This is a genomic window from Variovorax sp. RA8, assembly GCF_901827175.1.
GTDB lineage: Bacteria > Pseudomonadota > Gammaproteobacteria > Burkholderiales > Burkholderiaceae_C > Variovorax.
Window position 1 is genome coordinate 1,746,065 of the sequence record NZ_LR594662.1, and the last position, 17,585, is coordinate 1,763,649.

The window sequence follows — 17,585 nt, forward strand, 5'->3', positions numbered from 1 at the left end:
TCGCTCCATGAATGGATGGATCGATGGGATGTCTGCGACGACGGCTAGAAGGATACGCAGGTTCGGGCCTTGACGCGCAGGACGGCCTCCTGCTCGAACTGCGCCTTGTACACGGCCACGAGCACCTGCACTGCGTTCTCGCTGGCGTCGTCATCGGGGTGGATGAGCTGAAGCACCTGCGACGCCTCCTGCACGATCGCGCCGTCGGCACCGCGCCATTGCCCCGAGGCGGGCGACACTGTCAGGCCTTGCGGGAACCGCGGCGTGACAGCGCTCTTCAGGAATTCGCTCCACTCGGCCGGCGTCACCATGCCGCCGCGTGGCTTGCCGGTGCCGAAGTACAGCGTATCGTGGATCAGCGCTTCCTCTCCCGTTGCGCAGCCTGTCCGCAGCAGCGGCGCACAGCCGGCAAGCGTGGCCGCAACACTGGCGATGACGATGGTGATGGTGATATGAGCGATGCGCATGGCATGCCGGGCGGGAGTCGTGGTCGACGATCGTAGCTGCGACCCCGCTGCCGCCTCTGCCAACTCCGCGCCGAAATGGCGGATTCGACATTCAATCTGGTCGGGGTGAGAGGATTCGAACCTCCGGCCTCTACGTCCCGAAGGCCATCCGCCTCGCCAATTGGGACCTTTTTCGAGGGCGTTCCCTCTGAAAGCGCCATCATAGCGTGCATTCGAGCGCAGATGGACGAAAGTAGGTGAAGGGGGCGTTGGAACAAATTTGGAACAGAGCCCGTACGCGTCCGGGTCGCCGGCAAGCGGGAGCGCGTAAAAGCACTTTAAAGAAGCATTCAGGTCGCGGAGGTTGCTAGACCTAGGACCAACCACTTCTTTTGTAGATGTCATGTTCAACTCTTCTCTCCCCCTCGCTCCCCTTGCTTCCACCCTGGAGCACCCGTCCGCGCCCGGCGTGCCGCCGTTCCAGCTCCTGACACGCCTTCAGGTGGCCGAAATCCTCCACGTGACCGTACGCACACTGGATAACTGGCAAAAGTCCGAGCGCATGCCGAAGGCGGTTGACATTGGTGGAAAGGTTTACTGGCACTCAGCGGTTTTTTATAGCTGGCTGGACCAGAAGATGCGCCGCGGTCAATGCCAACTCGGCGACACGGCGTCAGGCGAGCTGAATCAGGAAGCGCGCAAAGCAAAGCCGGCGCGTAGTCCTGAGCGCTTGTCGAGCGCCTCGCGGGCGGTCTCTCGCAATCAGTCCGCACTCGCCAGGATGGCCTTAGGCGGATGAGCACCGGGCTGGCTGCGGCCGCCTTGGTCTGAAGGACCGGCCGGGAGCGCCCCTCACACTGTTGCTGCTTCCACGCCCTTGGACTCAAGGAGTTGCAGCAGTCGAGCGGCCGCACCTCTTGGGCGCTGGCCGACGGAGGCGGATTCCCACCTGCGCACCGTCGAAACGCTCACCCTCATGAAGTTGGCGAAGGCGGCCGGGCTCATCTTTGCGACTTGAGTTCTGATTCGTTGGACGCGCTCGGGGGAGTAGTGCGGCGGCTTCTCGAACAATGGTCTTGTGTGCGTCATGTTGGTGGGTGACACAGGTCACGAGGGCGAGCTCATCACATGGCCGAAGGGCTGGTCTCGCATGAGGATTGTGACGCTTCGCGCTGGTCCGCGGTCTTGCCCCGCGCCCACCCGAAGAACACTGAGACGTTGAGGGTTGCCTCGGTACGACTTTCGCCGTCGTCCGCCCGTCACCAGCGCTATCAAATACGCTATCAAAATGCCGGGCGGCTCGGGGTTGCCAAGTCGGTTGACGGCCATCCCGCCGGCACGGCAGTCGGAGGCCAGCGAATAAGGCTGCTGACTGGCAAGAAAGGCGCCCAGGCGGTGAAGCAAGCCGGTTCGCCCTCGGGGCTACCCCTCTGGCTGCTCTTCTGCGGCCTCGATTCGAGGTGCCAGGCTTACCGACCAGTGACCACCGTGCTCCTGCTTGGAAGACAGCAGGTCGTACGTTTTCACCATGTCGAGCAGTCCTGAGTGACCATAGACTTTCGGAGAAAAGGCAGGGTCAGTGCGCTTGAGATACTGCCCGAGTTGTCCCAGACCGACCTTGCCTTCTGATGTGTCGCTGGCAAGCAAGGTGACCGCGTCGATGACGAATCGCGGACGGCGCTTGGCCACGGGTTTGGGAGCTTCGACCTTTGGCGGCTCCACTTTGGCATTTGGTGCTTTGGGGAGCGCCTTGGCGCCGGCCTCGGCCCCTGCATCGGCAACCGTTTCGGGACGCGTCCATTCAAAGAACTGGTCGCTTGCATTGCGCAGGGCATCAGGGGTCTTGGGCTCGCCCACGATGCACACGGTGGCGCCGCGCTCGCGCAGCTTGCGGCACAGATAGGCGAAATCCGAGTCACTGGTGACCAAGCAGAAAGTGTCCGCGCGTTCATCAAACATCGCCTCCAGCGCATCCAAGGCGAGGGCGATGTCCGCGGTGTTCTTGCCCGATGCGTACTGGTACTGCAGGCACGGCGTGAACGCCTGGCGCACCAGCGCCTCCTGCCACTTCGCGGCCAGCGTCGTGTGGTTGCCGTAGCCACGCCGTAACACCACGCGCCCGAACTGCGCGACCACCCGCAAGGCATATTCAAGTACTTCAGGCGATACGTTGTCGCAGTCTACGAGCACTGCCACGCGCGCCTCACCCCCGCTCCAACTGGCGTTCATTCGGAAGCCTTCTCCAAGATTTGCCTCATGATATGGGCTGCCAAAGGGACGAAGCCAATGAGTTTCGCGACCAGTTCTCGCACGTGGGCACCTGCTGTTGCCCGCCTGCCGAATACCACCCAGTGGGGCGGGCCGACTTTCCTGGTCGGGCTACGTGCCATTTCGCCCACCTGGCGAACTGTGTCAATGGCGCTGCGTCACACCGAAGTAAGGCGCGACGCTCTATTCAGATTGGTCCACGAATTCGCTGCAGCAGGTCAATGCGTCGACGCCCGCAGTTCTAGGACGTCACGTCTTGGCCACCAGCGCGCCAATGGGCGCGCCGCTGTCGTGAACCTTCGTCCGCTGCGCAATCGGGTCTATTGATTCGCGGCGGCATCGCGAGCGAAAGCAGCCCGTTTTGCGCAACTAGTCTGCTATCTCCAAGATAGCTTTGCTGCAGGGCTTCGACGACGTGCCAAGCCCTTGACGTAGCTGGGGTTGGGGTATCGTCTTGCCGAAGCGGTAAGCGGAGGCTGCAGGTGAGGCATTGCGCCCGAGCGCGAAACGCGCGAGGCGATATACCCGGAGATATCAAAACAGCAAGGCTACAAGCGGCCTGCAGCGGCACTTGTGTGGTCCTTTTCCCTTCTTGCCGGGGTCTGAGTCAGCTTTTCGGTCGACCAAGCTTAGTTATGTGGTCCTTTTCCCTCGGGAACGAGGTGAACCAATGAACTTGAAATGTGACGTTGAGTGGGGCGCCGAACGCTCGCTCGGACAGGAGGATGCCTCGTCCTTGGCAGCAGCATGTCCGTTCGCTCCGCGGTTGGTCCAATCGTCACAGGACAACGCAGCGCGACCACACACCAAGATTGCTTGTGTGGTTGTTTTCCCGCGAGCTTCGGCCGGCGTCCCATAATGAAAAGAGGACCTGTGCGGTCCTCGTTGTTCGCGCCAAGCACACAAGCTATTGGTTTGGCGTCGGCGCTAAGCGCGGGCGAAGCGGCGTCCCCTTTCAATGCGGAATTGTCCTCGCATGCGCTGAAAGTTGGCGATGACCCCGACTTCCTTCAGCTTCTTAAGTGCGGGTGTCAATTCGCGCCCGAACTGACCCGGCTCCTCATCCCACATCTTGGCGAGCGCATCCACTTGGAATAGGTCTACATCCGTGGACCAAATAAGGTCGGCCAGTCCCGACTCCAGGTTGTCATTGAGCTCGTTTCGAAGGTCGAGCGGAACAAATGTCGAACTCAAGCACTCCAGGGCGTACGTGTACCGTCGGTCCATCGTCACGCTGAAGTCCCGCTGGTCCCACTCGGCGCCGGTAATGAAGCCAAAAATGTCTCCTTTGTCTCTCTCGTACAGTTGAACCCTGAAGGTCGCGGCGCGCAGGTCCGTAAGAATCTCCTTAAGGAGGTTGACGCTCTTGGAAGAGGCATCCTTTCCCATGCTCCGCAAGAAGTCCCCGGCGTGGAATTCCAGTGTGATGTCTCCCCCTTTCTGCGAGGCACGAGAGGTAAGGGAGAGCACCACCCTCTTGTGCACTTGCCTCAGCCGAGGCCCGCAGTAGTGAATAGACTGCCCTGGGACCAGAGCATCAATGCTCGTGTGACTGTGCACCGAGAACGCCTGCGAGATTTGGCCTCTCGCATGCCCTAAGCCGAACAGGCCGCACCGCAGCAAATGGGCGACCATGACGCCCGAGTTTCGCAGCAGTTTGGGAAAGTATTCGCCCGCTCGCTCGCGGTAAAAGCGCACTTCATCCCATTCTTCGGGAGTTCGGGTTGAGGTCATGTAGTCACGTCACGGTTGCTTGGTGACATGTCTAGTGACGCATTTATATTCCTTCCCATGGTCCACGAGCGCCCAATGGAGAGCTCGGTCCGCATTGCAATGGCACTGCGCTGCCCCCGGCATTCGTAGCACTTCGATCTAGAGTCCAGGGGTTTGCATCGTAGTTGATGCGACTGTTTGCGCGTTGCTGCCAGCGAGCTGGCAGCAACGCGCGGCGAACACGGCCGGCGGCACGTACCCCAGGGTACTGTGCGGCCGGCGATGGTTGTAGTCCTCGCGCCAGTTGTCGATGACGCTGCGCATGTGGCTCAAGCTGGCAAACCAGTGCTGCGACAGGCACTCGTCGCGGAAGCGGCTGTTGAAGCTCTCGATGTAGGCGTTCTGCACCGGCTTGCCGGGCTGGATGAAGCGCAGCTCCACGCCGTTCTTCGCCGCCCAGGTCTGCATCGTGCGTCCGGCGAACTCCGGGCCGTTGTCGGTGCGGATCACCTTGGGCAAGCCCCGCTCGGCCTTGGCCTGGTCTAGCACGCGCGTCACGTACAGCGCGGGGATCGATGTGTCGGCAACGATCTGCACCGACTCCTTGGAACAGTCGTCCACCACCGTCAGCGTCTTTACCCGCCGGCCATTGGCCAGCTCATCAAACACAAAGTCCATGCTCCACACCTCGTTGGGTTGTGTCGGGCGTACCAGTGGCTGGCGCTCTGGCACCGGCAGCTTCTTGCGCCGCCGCTTTCGCACCATCAAGCCCTCTTCGCGATAGATCCGGTAGGTGCGCTTCACGTTGATGGCCCAACCGTCGATTTGCAGCCGGCTGTGCAGCATGCGGTAGCCGTGGCGGCGGTGCTGCCCCGCGAGCTCCTTCAGGCGCTCGCGCAAGGCCGCATTGCCGTCGTCGCGGGGTTCGTAGCGCAGCGTGCTGGCACTCATGCCCACCAGCCTGAGGGCCCGGCGTTCGCTCAGGCCCAGACCCCGAAACTGCCGCACGACCTCGCGCCGCGCCGCCACGGCCTTCACTTTCCCTTGAGCACCTCGCGCATGGCGTCGATCTCGAGCATCGAGTTGGCCAGCAGCTTCTTCAGCTTAGTGTTCTCTGCCTCCAGCGACTTCAGGCGCTGCGCGTCCGAGACGTTCATGCCACCGAACTTAGCCTTCCAGGCGTAGTAGCTCGGCTCGCTGAAGCCATGCTTCCTGCACAGCTCCTTGACCGGCATGCCCGCATCGGCCTCACGCAGGAAGCCAATGATCTGTTCCTCGGTGTATCGCTTCTTCATCGGTCCGATCTCCATTTCGGGTTGATCGGACTCTAGACCTAAGCTCTACGAATTTCCGGGGGCAGCGCAGCACCCCTCAAGCAATAAGCGCCGCTAGGCCCTTGGACTCCAGAAGCTGCAGCAGTCGGGTGGCTGCACGCCCCCACAGCGTCCTGCGTTGCATTTCCCACCTACTGCGACGATGTTTCTCAACGACAAGGCAGCATTACCATGACCGTGCCACATTTCTAGTCTGCTGGCATGTCCCGACGACCGCCTTGCCTGTGAACAAGTCTGGCGTGGCGCAGAGAATGCGCTACTTGAAGCCGAAACCTTCTTTGCTGGACGTTGGTTGCAATGCCGAAACAGGAATTCAGCATTTTCTTCGCCCTCGTGCTGCGGAGCGCGGTGGGCGCAGTCTTCAGCCGGTTGAAGGGCGAACCGCGCCACGCCTGCAAAAGTGACTACAGAATGCACAGTCCCGCAGACTCGCTGTGCCTCCATAACCATCTCAGCATCTAGCTTTACGGAGTCGCAGTAAGGCCCTCACGCAACGCCCCAGCATGCGCAGCAATAAATGGAGGGGGCAGGGCGTTACCTATCATGAGAGCAATGGACTCCTTTCCGTGCGATACATCGAATCGATAGTCACGAGGGAATCCCTGTAGGAGGGCTGCCTCCCGCAATGTAATTGTTCGGTTCTGTGACGGATGGAGAAACCGTCCTTTCGATGGGTTGTGGCATCCGCTGGTAATGGTCGGGGCCACGTCGTCCCACGCCATTCGCCCATAAACGTCCCGAAAACCATCGCTTCTCTTATGGCAATCCAGTTGGTAGTCTTGGCCTAGGTCGGAGCGACTGCCGCCATTCTTCGGAATGCGCTTTATTAGTTCTTTCACTGCGCTCGAACGCCTTTCCGGGATTGCGTGCAGTTTATCTTTGGTGCGCGAGGGAGCATCAAGACCGAGAATTGCATCCCTTACCGTAATTCGGTTCCTTCTGATGGGCGCTACCACCGGTTCATGAACTCTAGAGGCGAGCATGATTAAGCGCTTCCGCCGCTGCGGTACGCGATAGTCCGCAGCATCGAGAACTTGCACAACCGTCTTGTAGCCCAACGCTTTTAGGGAGTCATTCATAGCTGAAAATCGCCCATCCTGAGCCAGCGCTGGAACATTCTCCAACATGATGGATTTTGGGTTGGTCAATTTTACAAAGCGGAGGAACTCAATGACCAAATCATTTCGGCTGTCTTCGACAAATGCCCGCTGGTTCTTAGTCCTTAGGCGAGAAAATCCTTGGCAGGGCGGACAGCCCGCTAGCAGGTCCAACTCGCCGAATCGCAGTCCTGCGTTCGAAAGTACATCATGCGGATTCAAATTCCGAATGTCATCCTTGTAGAGGAAGACTTCCGGGTGATTTAGCTGATAGGTTATCTGCGCTTTTGCGTCAATTTCGACGGCAGCTACAACGCTGAAGCCGGCGTCCCTCAGTCCCGTGGTTAGACCCCCGCACCCGCTGAATAAGTCAATTGCAGTCAGGGCTGCAGAAGAGTTCCTGTCAATCTGCGACGGTATGGTGTTGGCTGTGTTAAGCATGACCCTCGTCTGATTCTTTATAAAGTAAAATGCATTCTTGTTGCTTCTTTCCGGGATGCGGTGCTGCGAATAGTTTTTTAAATATTTTCAAGCCATGTCTTCAACTGAGACCGAATTGCACTGATATCTGAATTGTTGGCTGGGATTTTTGCAATTTTCAGCTTCGCCCACGTGAGTATTTCCGCGGCGCCGTACTCGCCCACGTCCTCACCTTCTGTCACGAGATGAACAAGTGCCTCCTTCACCTCGTCGCGCGTATTATCCGCATGTCCTTGACCCGGCTCATAGTGTTCCAGCAGGATTTGCTCAGGTAGCTTTTGCGGCAAGAATGCAACACGCTTGCGTAGCCACGCTAAATAGCCCAACTGGGAGTTCACCTTGGCGGTCTTATGTTCAGCGGTGCCAGCGCCACCGGGGATGTTGAAGAGTGGGTCTACACCAAGTTCATCCTTCAGTCGCTGACTGAGTGCCTCGTGGTCTGCAGGGGCGATAGTCGCAGGGTCGCTGAAAGTCTGGACCCGTTTCTTGTCTCCATCCAACATCAAGCACACAGGTTGCTGGGCATCCATGTAGAGAGGACCAGAATACTTTAGCATGTGGTCACCTCCTCCAGGAGAGACGCGTATTTCAAGTCGCGCTACATCGCCCGGGTCCAAAGTTTTAGACGCGTGGGAAGCAATAAGCGCCGCCAACTCGTCTTCGACTAAAACACGTACCTTTTGCGAAGGTACCTTGCCAAGACGAATCAACGCTGCCGATGGAGAGCTTTGGGGTAGAACCCGGGCTAACCCGCTTCCGTTGTCCTCGAAAACCTTAATGGCATTATCAGGAAGTCCATTTAGAAATTCGGGTGAGTGTGTTGATAAAACGACCTGATGTTTGTGAAGCTTTATCTGCTCGAGCAAAAATCTTAGAACCGCCCTTTGAGCGCCCGGATGCAGGGAGGTTTCCGGCTCGTCGAGCAATATAAGAGAATAAGGCTCAGCGTTAAGAATTTCCGTTACCAATCGGACGGCGGCAATCTCACCGCTTCCGGCGAATGCTTCCGAGTACTCTGCGCCGCGTCGAAAGACCACGCTCATGTCTCGCCCGCGGGCGCCGGGATAAAGCGAGTGTTTTATCAGTCGAGCGGACTCATAGGTGCGTCCTAGAATCCGACAGACTTGGGGAAGTTCGTCATTTTTTCTTAGGTCGCGATTCTCGAACAATCGCTCGATTCCTGGCCCCAGTTTGTAGCTTTGGCGTCCGGACTCCTTTATCGTTTTTAGTCGACGCGCTTCGAGTTGCATAACTTTTCGCATTTCGTCGTTCTTGTCGAAATCGTCGAAATAGAAATATCGGTCGAAGGAGCCAAACGCCGCTTTTAAATTTACGTAAACAACCTTCCGCTTAACTGGATTCCAGCGGTCGGCGTCTTTGCCTTCAAATGCAGCATCTGGCAGTGCTTTCATTCCATCTGCCTCGCTTAGCCGATAAGGTTCCCAGTAATCTGCCTTCTTTCCAATGCGTGCTTTTCTAGTCTCGACTGTGCCGTTGTATGATTCGTTCCAGTGGCCGTAGAAATACCGTTGCGGGGAACCGCGCCGAGTTGAGATAGGGTCCAGTGCAGTTGCAAACCAGAATTTATGAGTGGAGTTCCCAAATGGCATTCCCCAAAGTGCGTGCAAGATTGAGCTTTTGCCGATGCCATTTGCGCCTACCAAAGCCGTCAGCGGGAAGTCAAAATCGATGCGTGTTCCTGGTGCAATGCTTTTGAATTTTGGGAACACCGCATGGGTAATATAGTGCTTCAAAGGTTTTCCTGGTTTGAAGCCTTCGATGACATTTGCCAGCGTTTCGATTTCTTTTTCGTCCGACATTTATATCCTCGTTTTTCCTTCTTGGCTTTGATTTTTTTCGCAGATTCAAACGTCGCGAGTTGTAAAGTTAGGTAGCCCAGTCCGCCGAAAGTGATTCGGCCTGTCGCAGCACGATTTCAGTCGCCTCTTCCTGCCGGTCCGGCGGATATTTGTATCGACGCAGCAAGGTCTTTACCATCACGCGCAGCCGAGCGCGTACCGAATCCCGCACCGCCCAGTCCACAGTAACCGACTTGCGCAGGCTCATCGTCAGCTCCACTGCAATCTTCTTCAGCGTCGCGTCCCCGAGGTCGCGCACCGCGGCCTCATTGGTCGCCAGTGCGTCGTAGAACGCCATCTCGTCCCGATTGAGGCCCAGTTCCTCCCCGCGACGCGCAGCCTCCTGGAACTTCCTGGCCATCTCGATGAGCTCTTCGATGACCTGCGCGGTTTCGACCGCGCGGTTGCGATACCGGGTCAGGCTCTGCTGCAGCAACTCGGAGAATTTGGCCTGCTGCACCACGTTGGTCTTGAAGCGCGACTTGATGTCGTCTTTAAGTAGCCGCTCCAGAAGTTCCACCGCCAGGTTGCGCTCTTTCATGTGGCGCACGTCTTCAAGGAATTCATCGGAGAGCACACCAATGTTGGGCTTGTTCAACCCTGCCGCCTGGAAGATGTCGATGACCTCCGCGCTGATGACCGCCTTGGAGATGATTTGTCGCAGCGCGTGTTCCTTCTGGTCGTCGCTGAGCTTCTTGTCTTTTGTTTCGTGCTTGGTGATGGCCGATTTCACTGCCTGCAGGAAAGCCAGCTCATCGCGGTGGACCAATGCCCCTCGGAGCGTGCCGCATAGCGCAAAGGCCTTGGTCGCCGCCAGCACGTTGTCGGCGAAGCGGCGCTTGCCGTCGTCCAGGCCGAGCACATGGTTGGCGACCGTTGGCAGCAACTGCCAGGCCTGGGCGCGGAAGTCGGCGTAGTCGCAGCCGTCCAGCAAGTCGTGCAGCACGTCCATCTTCTCTTCCAGCACCGCCAGTGCTTCCGTACTGTCGATGGTGGGCCGACCCTTGCCCTTAGCCTGGGTGTAGTCCTTCAGCGCGGCTTTCAGTTCGTTGGCGATGCCGATGTAGTCGACCACCAGGCCGCCGGGCTTGCTGCCGAAGACCCGGTTCACCCGCGCAATAGCCTGCATCAGGTTATGGCCCTTCATCGGCTTGTCGATGTACATGGTGTGCATGCACGGTGCGTCGAAGCCGGTCAGCCACATGTCGCGCACGATGACGAGCTTGAACGGGTCGCCCGGGTCCTTGTAGCGCCGCTCAAGGCGCTTCTTCACGTCCTTGCTGTAAATGTGCGGTCGGAGCAGCGGCTTGTCGGAGGCCGAGCCTGTCATCACAATCTTGACGGCGCCTTTCTCCGGGTCGGGGTCGTGCCACTCGGGTCGCAGCGCGACGATGGCGTCATAGAGGTGCACGCAGATGTCGCGGCTCATCGCTACGACCATCGCCTTGCCGTCCATCACCGTCTGGCGGCTCTCGAAGTGCTCGACGATGTCGCCGGCAACCTTCTGGATGCGCGGCGGTGCGCCGACGAGCTTCTCTAGTGCGGCCCAGCGGCGCATCTGCGCGGCGCGGGCAGCATCGTCTTCCTCGTCCTCGGTCAGCTCTTCGACCTCATCGTCGAGTTCGGGCGTCTCGTCCTCTCGCAACTCCAATCGCGCCAAGCGCGACTCATAGTAGATGGGCACAGTGGCGCCATCCTTGACCGCCTGCTCGACATCGTAGATGTGGACGTAGTCGCCGAACACGGCTCGGGTGTCGCGGTCCTCCAATGAGACTGGTGTGCCGGTAAATGCCACGAAGGTCGCCCCGGGCAGGGCGTCGCGCAGGTGCTGGGCATACCCGTACTTCACGCCGGATGGCCCGGCCGCTCCCGTCGTCAGCGCCGTGGCCATCGCGATGTTGGATGCTTCCTCCGCGACGACGTGCATGGCGCCCGTCTTGTTCTTCTTCTCGCCCCCTGTCAGCCGGGCGGAAAAGCCATACTGACTGCGATGTGCCTCGTCGCAAATGACGACGATGTTGCTGCGCTCTGAGAGCACCGGAAAGCTGTCCTCATCTTCTCCAGGACTGAACTTCTGGATGGTGGTGAAGATGATGCCGCCCGAGGGTCGGTTGGAGAGCAGTTCGCGCAGCTTCGGGCGCGTGTCGGCCTGCACCGGCGTCTCCCGCAGCAACTCGGCCGCGCCGGCGAACACGCCGAAGAGCTGGTTGTCCAGGTCGTTGCGGTCGGTCACCACCAGGAGGGTGGGATTGCCCATCCCGGCGTGGCCCATCAGCTTGCCGGCCAGGCAGGTCATCTCGATGCTCTTCCCCGCGCCCTGGGTGTGCCAAACCACGCCGCCCTTGCGGGAGCCGCCGGGCCGCGAGGCGACGAGCACGCTCTCGACCACGGCGCGCACGGCGTGGAACTGGTGGTAGCCCGCCACCTTTTTGACCAACTGGCCCTCGTCCTCGAACAGGATGAAGTGTTGCAGGTAGTCCAGCAGGAGCCGGCGTTCAAAGATGCCATGGACCAGCGTCTCCAGCTCGCGCATCTCGCCCAGCGGGTCGGTGGTCACGCCGTCGATGGTGCGCCAGGCCATGAAGCGCTCGCGGTCGGCGGTCAGCGAGCCCAGGCGGGCCGAGATGCCGTCGGAGATGACCAGCAGCGCGTTGTAAGCGAACAGGTCCGGGATGTCCTGCTTGTAGTTCTCCAACTGGTTGTGGGCGGACCAGATGTCGGCGTTCTCGTTGCCGGGGTTCTTGAGCTCCAGCAGCACCAGCGGCAGGCCGTTGACGAACAGAAGCACATCGGGCCGGCAAGTGCGCTTGGGCCCCTGGATGGAGAACTGGTTGACGGCCAGCCAGTCGTTGAGCGCCGGGTCGTTGAAGTCGATGAGCTTGATGCGGTCGCCGCGGGTTTCGCCGTCCTTCTGGAACTGGACGGGCACGCCCTCCACCAGCCAGCGGTGAACCTGTCGGTTAGCCGCCACGAAGCCGGGAATGTTGGGCGCCAGCACGCGGCGCAACGCGTCTTCCTGGGCGCCGGTCGGGATGTGCGGGTTGAGCCGTTGGATGGCGGCACGCAGACGGTGCGGGAGCACCACTTGGCTGTAGCTGTCGCGCTCGGTGCCCGGGGTCTTGCTGTCAGGAGGAGAGATAGCGGGACCGTGGGCGGTGTTCCATCCAAGGCCGGACAGCCATTGCAGCGTGGCCTGTTCGAGGTGGTCTTCTGAAAGAATGGACACGCGGCTGCTCCTTGTTCTTGTGCGTTGCTCTTTTCAGGTCAGCGCTTTGACCAAAGGCCGAAAGACGGTGGACATGCGCAGCGCCGCGTCTTCCAGCCAAGCGAAGTAGGCCGGCCATTGCGACTCCTCTTCCAGCGGTGAATCCAGGCGGACGTGCAGGATGCGGCAGGCATGACCGTCCGGCAGTTCGTTCCACTGCAGCTTGACATTCAAGGCCTCTTCGATGCTCGCCTGCTGGGCTTGGAGCTGCTTGAACATCGATTTTGAGTTTGCATGGCCGATATAGACCTCCATGCCCAAGCGGCTCTCTTTGGAGTTCACGGTCGCCGCCAAGTGCAGGCCCGCACGCCCGAGCGCCATGTTGGTCCAATGCTGGGGCAGCGGCTTCTGTGTCCGCAGCGTCGAGCTTTTGGCCTGCAGCCAGGCTGCCCATTCCGTCCAGAACTTCAATTGCCGCTGCTTGGTCGGTGTGGTGGTGGTAGCTGCCTTGGCGCTCTCGCGGCTGGTCTTGGTCCAGTCGTTGGGCTTGACCAGTACATTGAAGCTGGGTGCCATGGGCGAATCGCCAATGCGCCAGAGCTCCACCTCGACGGCAAAGAAGTTCAACTCCTCGGTGGTGTGCTGATTCAAGAAGTCCAGTGCCGCCACATGCTCCGCGCGAAAGGACTCCGCCAGCCAAATGACCTTGCGCGCGCCGACGCCAGCGGCGTAGGTGAGGATTTGGCCGAGGTGGGAGTGGTTGGTCTTCTCCAGCTGGTTCTCGATGATGACCTGACCTTCGTCGTCCGAGCACAGGACATCGAGCTTGAAGTCGCCGACCCAATGCTCCGTGCCGACCAGTTCCAGCTCGACCAGGCCGAGTGTCTTGGCCAGGAGGTCCAGATTGTCTTCATGGGCCAGCCACGGCGTGAACTCGGTGGCTTCGTGCTTCCAGGCTTCGCGCAGGTTGATGCGTTCGAGTTTTCCGAGCGGAGTAGTCATGCCAGGGCGTCCTCGAGTTGTTCTTGTGCCTCGGGCAGGCGGAGCTTGCCGGAGATGAGGCGGGGGAGCAGGGTGTCGCGAAGGTTCGCAAGCTCGCGCGCCTGAAGAGAGTTCGTAACGCGCCGCTCCAACAACGACGCGGCGTGCCGTCCGAGCTCGCACATCACAGACGCCGGTGGCAGCGCAATCTTCGCTTCCGTCAGATGCTTGCGTTGAATATGGCCCATGGTCGTTGCCTTGTGAGCCGCAATCTCCCGAAAGTTCGGCAGGAAGTGACGAGTGGCCAAGTAGTAGAACCACTTCGGAACTTCGTCCGAGGTCACTTTGAACAGGTGTTGATTCAGGGCCCCGTCACCTCCGCACCAGAACTCGACTTCCAGTGAACCTGACCACGAGAACAGCACGTCCCCATCTCGAACGACGTACTCAGGCTTCAATCGGGCGCTTGCCCGGTCGGCTCCTACGATATTGCCAGCTCGAAGCTGGGCAATCTTGATGACTGGGAGGTAGTCGTCGTCGCCCTCTGCTGGAAACTTCTGAAGTGCCAAGCCGTTCAGGTACCTTGCGAAGGAATCCAGCGAGCGTGCCTCCCAGCCCCTCGGTATCAACCCCAGCGCAGATTCCTCGAACTCACCGGGAAACAGCGCCGCGGTCGCAGGGTTCAAGCCCTCGGGCTCGCGGCCCTCGGCTTTGGCGCGCACCGGGTCGAAGTCGATGAACCAACTCTTGAACAGCGCTTGGGCAATGGATTCGAGCGTAGCGTTGGTTTGGCGCAGGAGGTGTATCCGGTCGTCGAGGCAGCCAAGCAGGGCACCCACTTCTCTTTGAATATTTAATGGCGGCAGCGGAAACCTGAAGGTCAGAATTTGTTGTCTGCTGATATGCGGAACGGCGGTGCCGGTTTGGACTCCCAAGACATAGTCGGTAAAAGCTGCGCCACCTATGACGTATCGAAGGTACCGTGCGTCTAGATGCCTGCGAGCACGAAGTCTGGCAACCCGCTGGACGAGAAGGCTTGGCATGTCAGATTCACGGATGTACGCAAATTTGAGCCCAGCGGCAATCCAGGGGCGGTCCATTGCGAGCACGACATCGTCCTTCTGAAGGAAATAGTCGCCCAAGTCCGCTAGCTCTTCCGCAGGCCAGCAGCGAGCGTCCTCCCAGCGGAGCGTCCCTTGCGCGACGTTGTCGCCGCGGAGCAACCGAATCCCTTCGCCGTTTGGAACGTATCTAGCGCTCTTGAACGGAAAGCCCGTTAGCAAGTCGACGCAGTCTGCAAGTGCGGTCGTGGCCCACTCAGACTGCATATCCAAGGCCTCCCAGCTTCTCCCGAATCATCGAATCCAGCTCTGCCCCCTTGGCCATCTGCTCGGCCAGTAGCGCCGCCATCCGCTCCATCTTTTCATCGAACGCCTCGTCGTCGTCGACGACTGTTTCGGCACCGACGTAGCGTCCGGGCGTTAGCACGTGGCCGTGTTCGGCAATCTCGGCCAAGCTCACAGCGCGACAAAACCCGGGCACGTCGGTGTAAGGCTCACGGGTTCCATCTTCGCCATCGGCGCGCCAGCGGTGCACTGTGGCGGCAATGCGCGCCACGTCCTCGTCGTCGAATACGCGGTTCACGCGTGTGGCCATCCGGCCGAGCTTCCGAGCGTCGATAAACAGCACTTCGCTACGCCGGTCTCGGTACTTCCTGCCGCCGGGCACCGCTACACCGCTCTTGTCCTTCGCCAGGAACCACAGGCAGGCCGGAATCTGCGTGTTGAAGAAGAGCTGCGGCGGCAGTGCCACCATCACGTCCACCACGTCGGCCTCCACCATTGCCTTGCGGATGGCGCCCTCGTTGTTCTGGTTGCTGCTCATGCTGCCGTTGGCCAGCACTACGCCGGCTTGGCCGCGCGGGCTCAGGTGGTGCAGGATGTGCTGCAGCCACGCGTAGTTGGCATTGCCGGCTGGCGGCGTGCCGTAGGCCCAGCGTCGGTCCTCAAGCAGGCGCTCGCCTCCCCAGTCACTGATGTTAAAGGGTGGGTTGGCCAGCACGTAGTCAGCACGCAAGTCAGGATGCTGGTCGCGGTGGAAGGTGTCGGCTGGCTCCTTGCCGAGGTCGGCGGCGAAGCCACGGATGGCGAGGTTCATAGCCACCAGACGCCAAGTGGTAGGGTTGGCCTCTTGGCCGTAGATGCTGATGTCGTCGGCCTTGCCACCGTGCGCCTCAATAAACTTCTCACTCTGCACGAACATGCCGCCAGAGCCGCAGGCCGGGTCGTAGACGCGGCCCTGATGCGGCGCAAGTACTTCAACCAGCACCTTCACGACGGAGGCCGGCGTGTAGAACTGGCCTCCCTTCTTGCCTTCGGCGCTGGCAAACTGGCCTAGGAAGTATTCGTAGACCTCGCCGAGCAGGTCCTTGGCATTGTGACCCTCACCGAAGCCGATGGTCGAGACTAGGTCGACCAGCTCGCCCAGGCGGCCAGGCTCCAGCTGGGTGCGGCCGAAGCGCTTGTCGAGGATGCCTTTCAAGCGCGGGTTGTCGGCTTCGATGGCTTCCAGTGCCGCGTCGATGCGCACGCCGATATCAGCCTGCTTGGCCAGGGCGCGGATGCTTTCCCAGCGGGCCTGGGTGGGCACCCAGAACACATTGGCCATGGTGTAGTAGTCGCGCTCTTCCAGGGCTTCGATGTGGTCGTCCACATCTGGAAGATGGAACTCGGAGCTTTCGTCGACGAGGGCTGCCTTGAGCGCTTCACGACGCTGGTCGAAGGCATCGGAGATGTACTTGAGGAAGATGAGACCGAGGACGATGTGCTTGTACTCCGCAGCGTCCATGGAGGAGCGGAGTTTGTCCGCGGCGGCCCAGAGGGTCTTCTTGAGGTCCTGGTTCATGCGTTTGGGTTCTTTCTTGCAGCGGGTGCCGGCGGCATGACAATGCCTTCGCGCTCGCAGTGCTGCAGGACCAGCCGCTCCAACATGTTCGAGAGCGTGCGATGCTCGCGCTCGGCGGCCAGGCGCAGGAGGCCCTTGACCTCAAGCGACATGCGCAGGTTGACCGGGGCGGTCTTTCGTTCGGATATCCGGGGCATTCTTTACGTAATCTTTACAGATTTCAGAATGTATCCGATTGCACGAGCGAATGCGATGCGGATGTTCGAGCGACAAAGGGCCGCCCCGTGGGGCGGCATAGCGAGTTGCCTAGAGGGTTCGGTGAGCTCAGTTTGCGTTGTGCATTTCAGGTCGTGCCCGTTCTGGCCCATTTCTGACGCTGCAGGGCACGCATCAGGCTCGAGCTGTCGGTGCCGACGACGGCATCCCGCGTCTCGTTCCATTGTGCGGTGACGGTTGAGTTCTTCAGCGGTTCATCGTCGGAGCGGGTGCCAAACACACCGCTATCGACGGCCGTTGCAGCCACCATCGCCGCCTCCTGAACCGCCTCAAGCGGAAACAGCACTTCCGTGCTGCGCATCGCCAGCACCACTTTGAGCAAGGACTTTAGTTCCGCATGCTCGACGGCGCGCTCGGCGCTCAACTCGGCGGCTTCCTCGAGTAGCGTGCGCGCGGCCGCGATGCGGCGCATCGGGTCGGTCTTCTGTTCATGCTCCTTGCGTCGACGCTGTTCGAGCTGCGCCTTGGCCTTGGCGAAGAACTTTGCCTCTAGGCTTGCGCGCTCGCGGTCGGTGAGTTCCGGGAGCCCGGAGGGCAGGGCCGTCGCGTCCAGCGGCAGTTCGCCCAGGCGTTCTTCGATGCGCTTGTAGGCCCCATCGGCCTGCCGGACTTCGCGTCGGCGGCAGATGCGGGCAGAGTTCTTGTTGAAATACACGACGAGCATTGCGTTCTCCAGAAGGGTGGTGCTGCGTCGTGTAGCGACGGTGGCGCATCTGCCCGCGCCACCGATACGGTGGGCGGCGCACCACGAGAGAACGGCGATACGCGCCCCGAGGGTGAAGGAACCCTCTGCCTTGTCTCAACGGTATTGGACAGGCCCGGCCTGAAGGCACCTGACGGCATCACATCGAAGAGACCAGCGGGCGGACGGCGCGGCGTCCAGCCGCGTTCATTGGGTCAGAGCGGCAGCGTATGTGGGGCGCACGGGGCCTTGTCGGCGCATCAAGGAGGAACGAGTTGCTCGCGACAGGCCGGCTGAGGCGGGGCGAACCCCCGCCGCCGACCAGCGCATGCCTGATGGG

At 60.3% G+C, this 17,585-nt stretch carries 13 protein-coding genes; 1 reads left to right on the top strand and 12 read right to left on the bottom strand.

Going from position 1 to position 17,585, the window contains the following annotated elements; genetic code table 11:
- Positions 1–44: 44 nt before the first annotated feature.
- Positions 45–467: a DUF3574 domain-containing protein gene (locus E5P3_RS08330; RefSeq protein ID WP_162585545.1), complete on the bottom strand. Its 423-nt coding sequence runs from the start codon at positions 465–467 to the stop codon at positions 45–47.
- Positions 468–849: 382 nt separating this feature from the next.
- On the opposite strand from E5P3_RS08330, the gene E5P3_RS08335 reads away from it, so the two are divergent.
- Positions 850–1,245 carry a helix-turn-helix transcriptional regulator gene (locus tag E5P3_RS08335; RefSeq protein ID WP_162585546.1) on the top strand — a complete coding sequence of 132 codons (396 nt, stop codon included), beginning with the start codon at positions 850–852 and terminating at the stop codon, positions 1,243–1,245.
- Between the two features lie 623 nt (positions 1,246–1,868).
- Here the strand turns inward: E5P3_RS08335 and E5P3_RS08340 are convergent.
- The 11 genes from E5P3_RS08340 to E5P3_RS08390 all read right to left on the bottom strand — a co-directional run bounded on the left by E5P3_RS08340 (position 1,869) and on the right by E5P3_RS08390 (position 17,227).
- A complete protein-coding gene (locus E5P3_RS08340) occupies positions 1,869–2,675 on the bottom strand; it encodes an NYN domain-containing protein (RefSeq protein WP_162585547.1) in 807 nt (268 codons plus the stop codon).
- Between the two features lie 966 nt (positions 2,676–3,641).
- Positions 3,642–4,448 carry a hypothetical protein gene (locus tag E5P3_RS08345; RefSeq protein ID WP_162585548.1) on the bottom strand — a complete coding sequence of 269 codons (807 nt, stop codon included), beginning with the start codon at positions 4,446–4,448 and terminating at the stop codon, positions 3,642–3,644.
- A 138-nt stretch (positions 4,449–4,586) separates the two neighbouring features.
- Positions 4,587–5,722 (bottom strand): IS3 family transposase gene (locus E5P3_RS08350; protein WP_162584305.1). Its coding sequence is split into 2 segments (ribosomal slippage): positions 4,587–5,470 and positions 5,470–5,722, totalling 1,137 coding nucleotides; the frame shifts between segments, so codons are not numbered across the junction.
- A gap of 503 nt (positions 5,723–6,225) precedes the next feature.
- Complete coding sequence (locus tag E5P3_RS08355; RefSeq protein WP_162585549.1) at positions 6,226–7,299, bottom strand: DNA cytosine methyltransferase; 1,074 nt, start codon at positions 7,297–7,299, stop codon at positions 6,226–6,228.
- Between the two features lie 77 nt (positions 7,300–7,376).
- Positions 7,377–9,158 (bottom strand): ATP-dependent nuclease, encoded by a 1,782-nt coding sequence (locus tag E5P3_RS08360; protein ID WP_162585550.1) that lies wholly within the window; start codon positions 9,156–9,158, stop codon positions 7,377–7,379.
- Positions 9,159–9,225: 67 nt separating this feature from the next.
- Positions 9,226–12,423: a type I restriction endonuclease subunit R gene (locus E5P3_RS08365; RefSeq protein ID WP_162585551.1), complete on the bottom strand. Its 3,198-nt coding sequence runs from the start codon at positions 12,421–12,423 to the stop codon at positions 9,226–9,228.
- A gap of 33 nt (positions 12,424–12,456) precedes the next feature.
- Positions 12,457–13,404, bottom strand: a complete 948-nt coding sequence (locus tag E5P3_RS08370) for a DUF4268 domain-containing protein (protein WP_162585552.1) — start codon at positions 13,402–13,404, stop codon at positions 12,457–12,459.
- Entirely contained in the window at positions 13,401–14,525 is a 1,125-nt protein-coding gene (locus E5P3_RS08375; RefSeq protein WP_232073048.1) for a restriction endonuclease subunit S, read from the bottom strand. The genes E5P3_RS08370 and E5P3_RS08375 overlap by 4 nt, the downstream gene beginning before the upstream one ends.
- Before the next feature lie 175 nt (positions 14,526–14,700).
- Entirely contained in the window at positions 14,701–16,287 is a 1,587-nt protein-coding gene (locus E5P3_RS08380; protein WP_162585553.1) for a class I SAM-dependent DNA methyltransferase, read from the bottom strand.
- Entirely contained in the window at positions 16,284–16,484 is a 201-nt protein-coding gene (locus E5P3_RS08385; RefSeq protein WP_232073049.1) for a hypothetical protein, read from the bottom strand. Before E5P3_RS08385 ends, E5P3_RS08380 begins: the two co-directional genes overlap by 4 nt.
- 146 nt (positions 16,485–16,630) lie before the next feature.
- Positions 16,631–17,227: a hypothetical protein gene (locus tag E5P3_RS08390; protein WP_162585554.1), complete on the bottom strand. Its 597-nt coding sequence runs from the start codon at positions 17,225–17,227 to the stop codon at positions 16,631–16,633.
- Between the last annotated feature and the right edge of the window lie 358 nt (positions 17,228–17,585).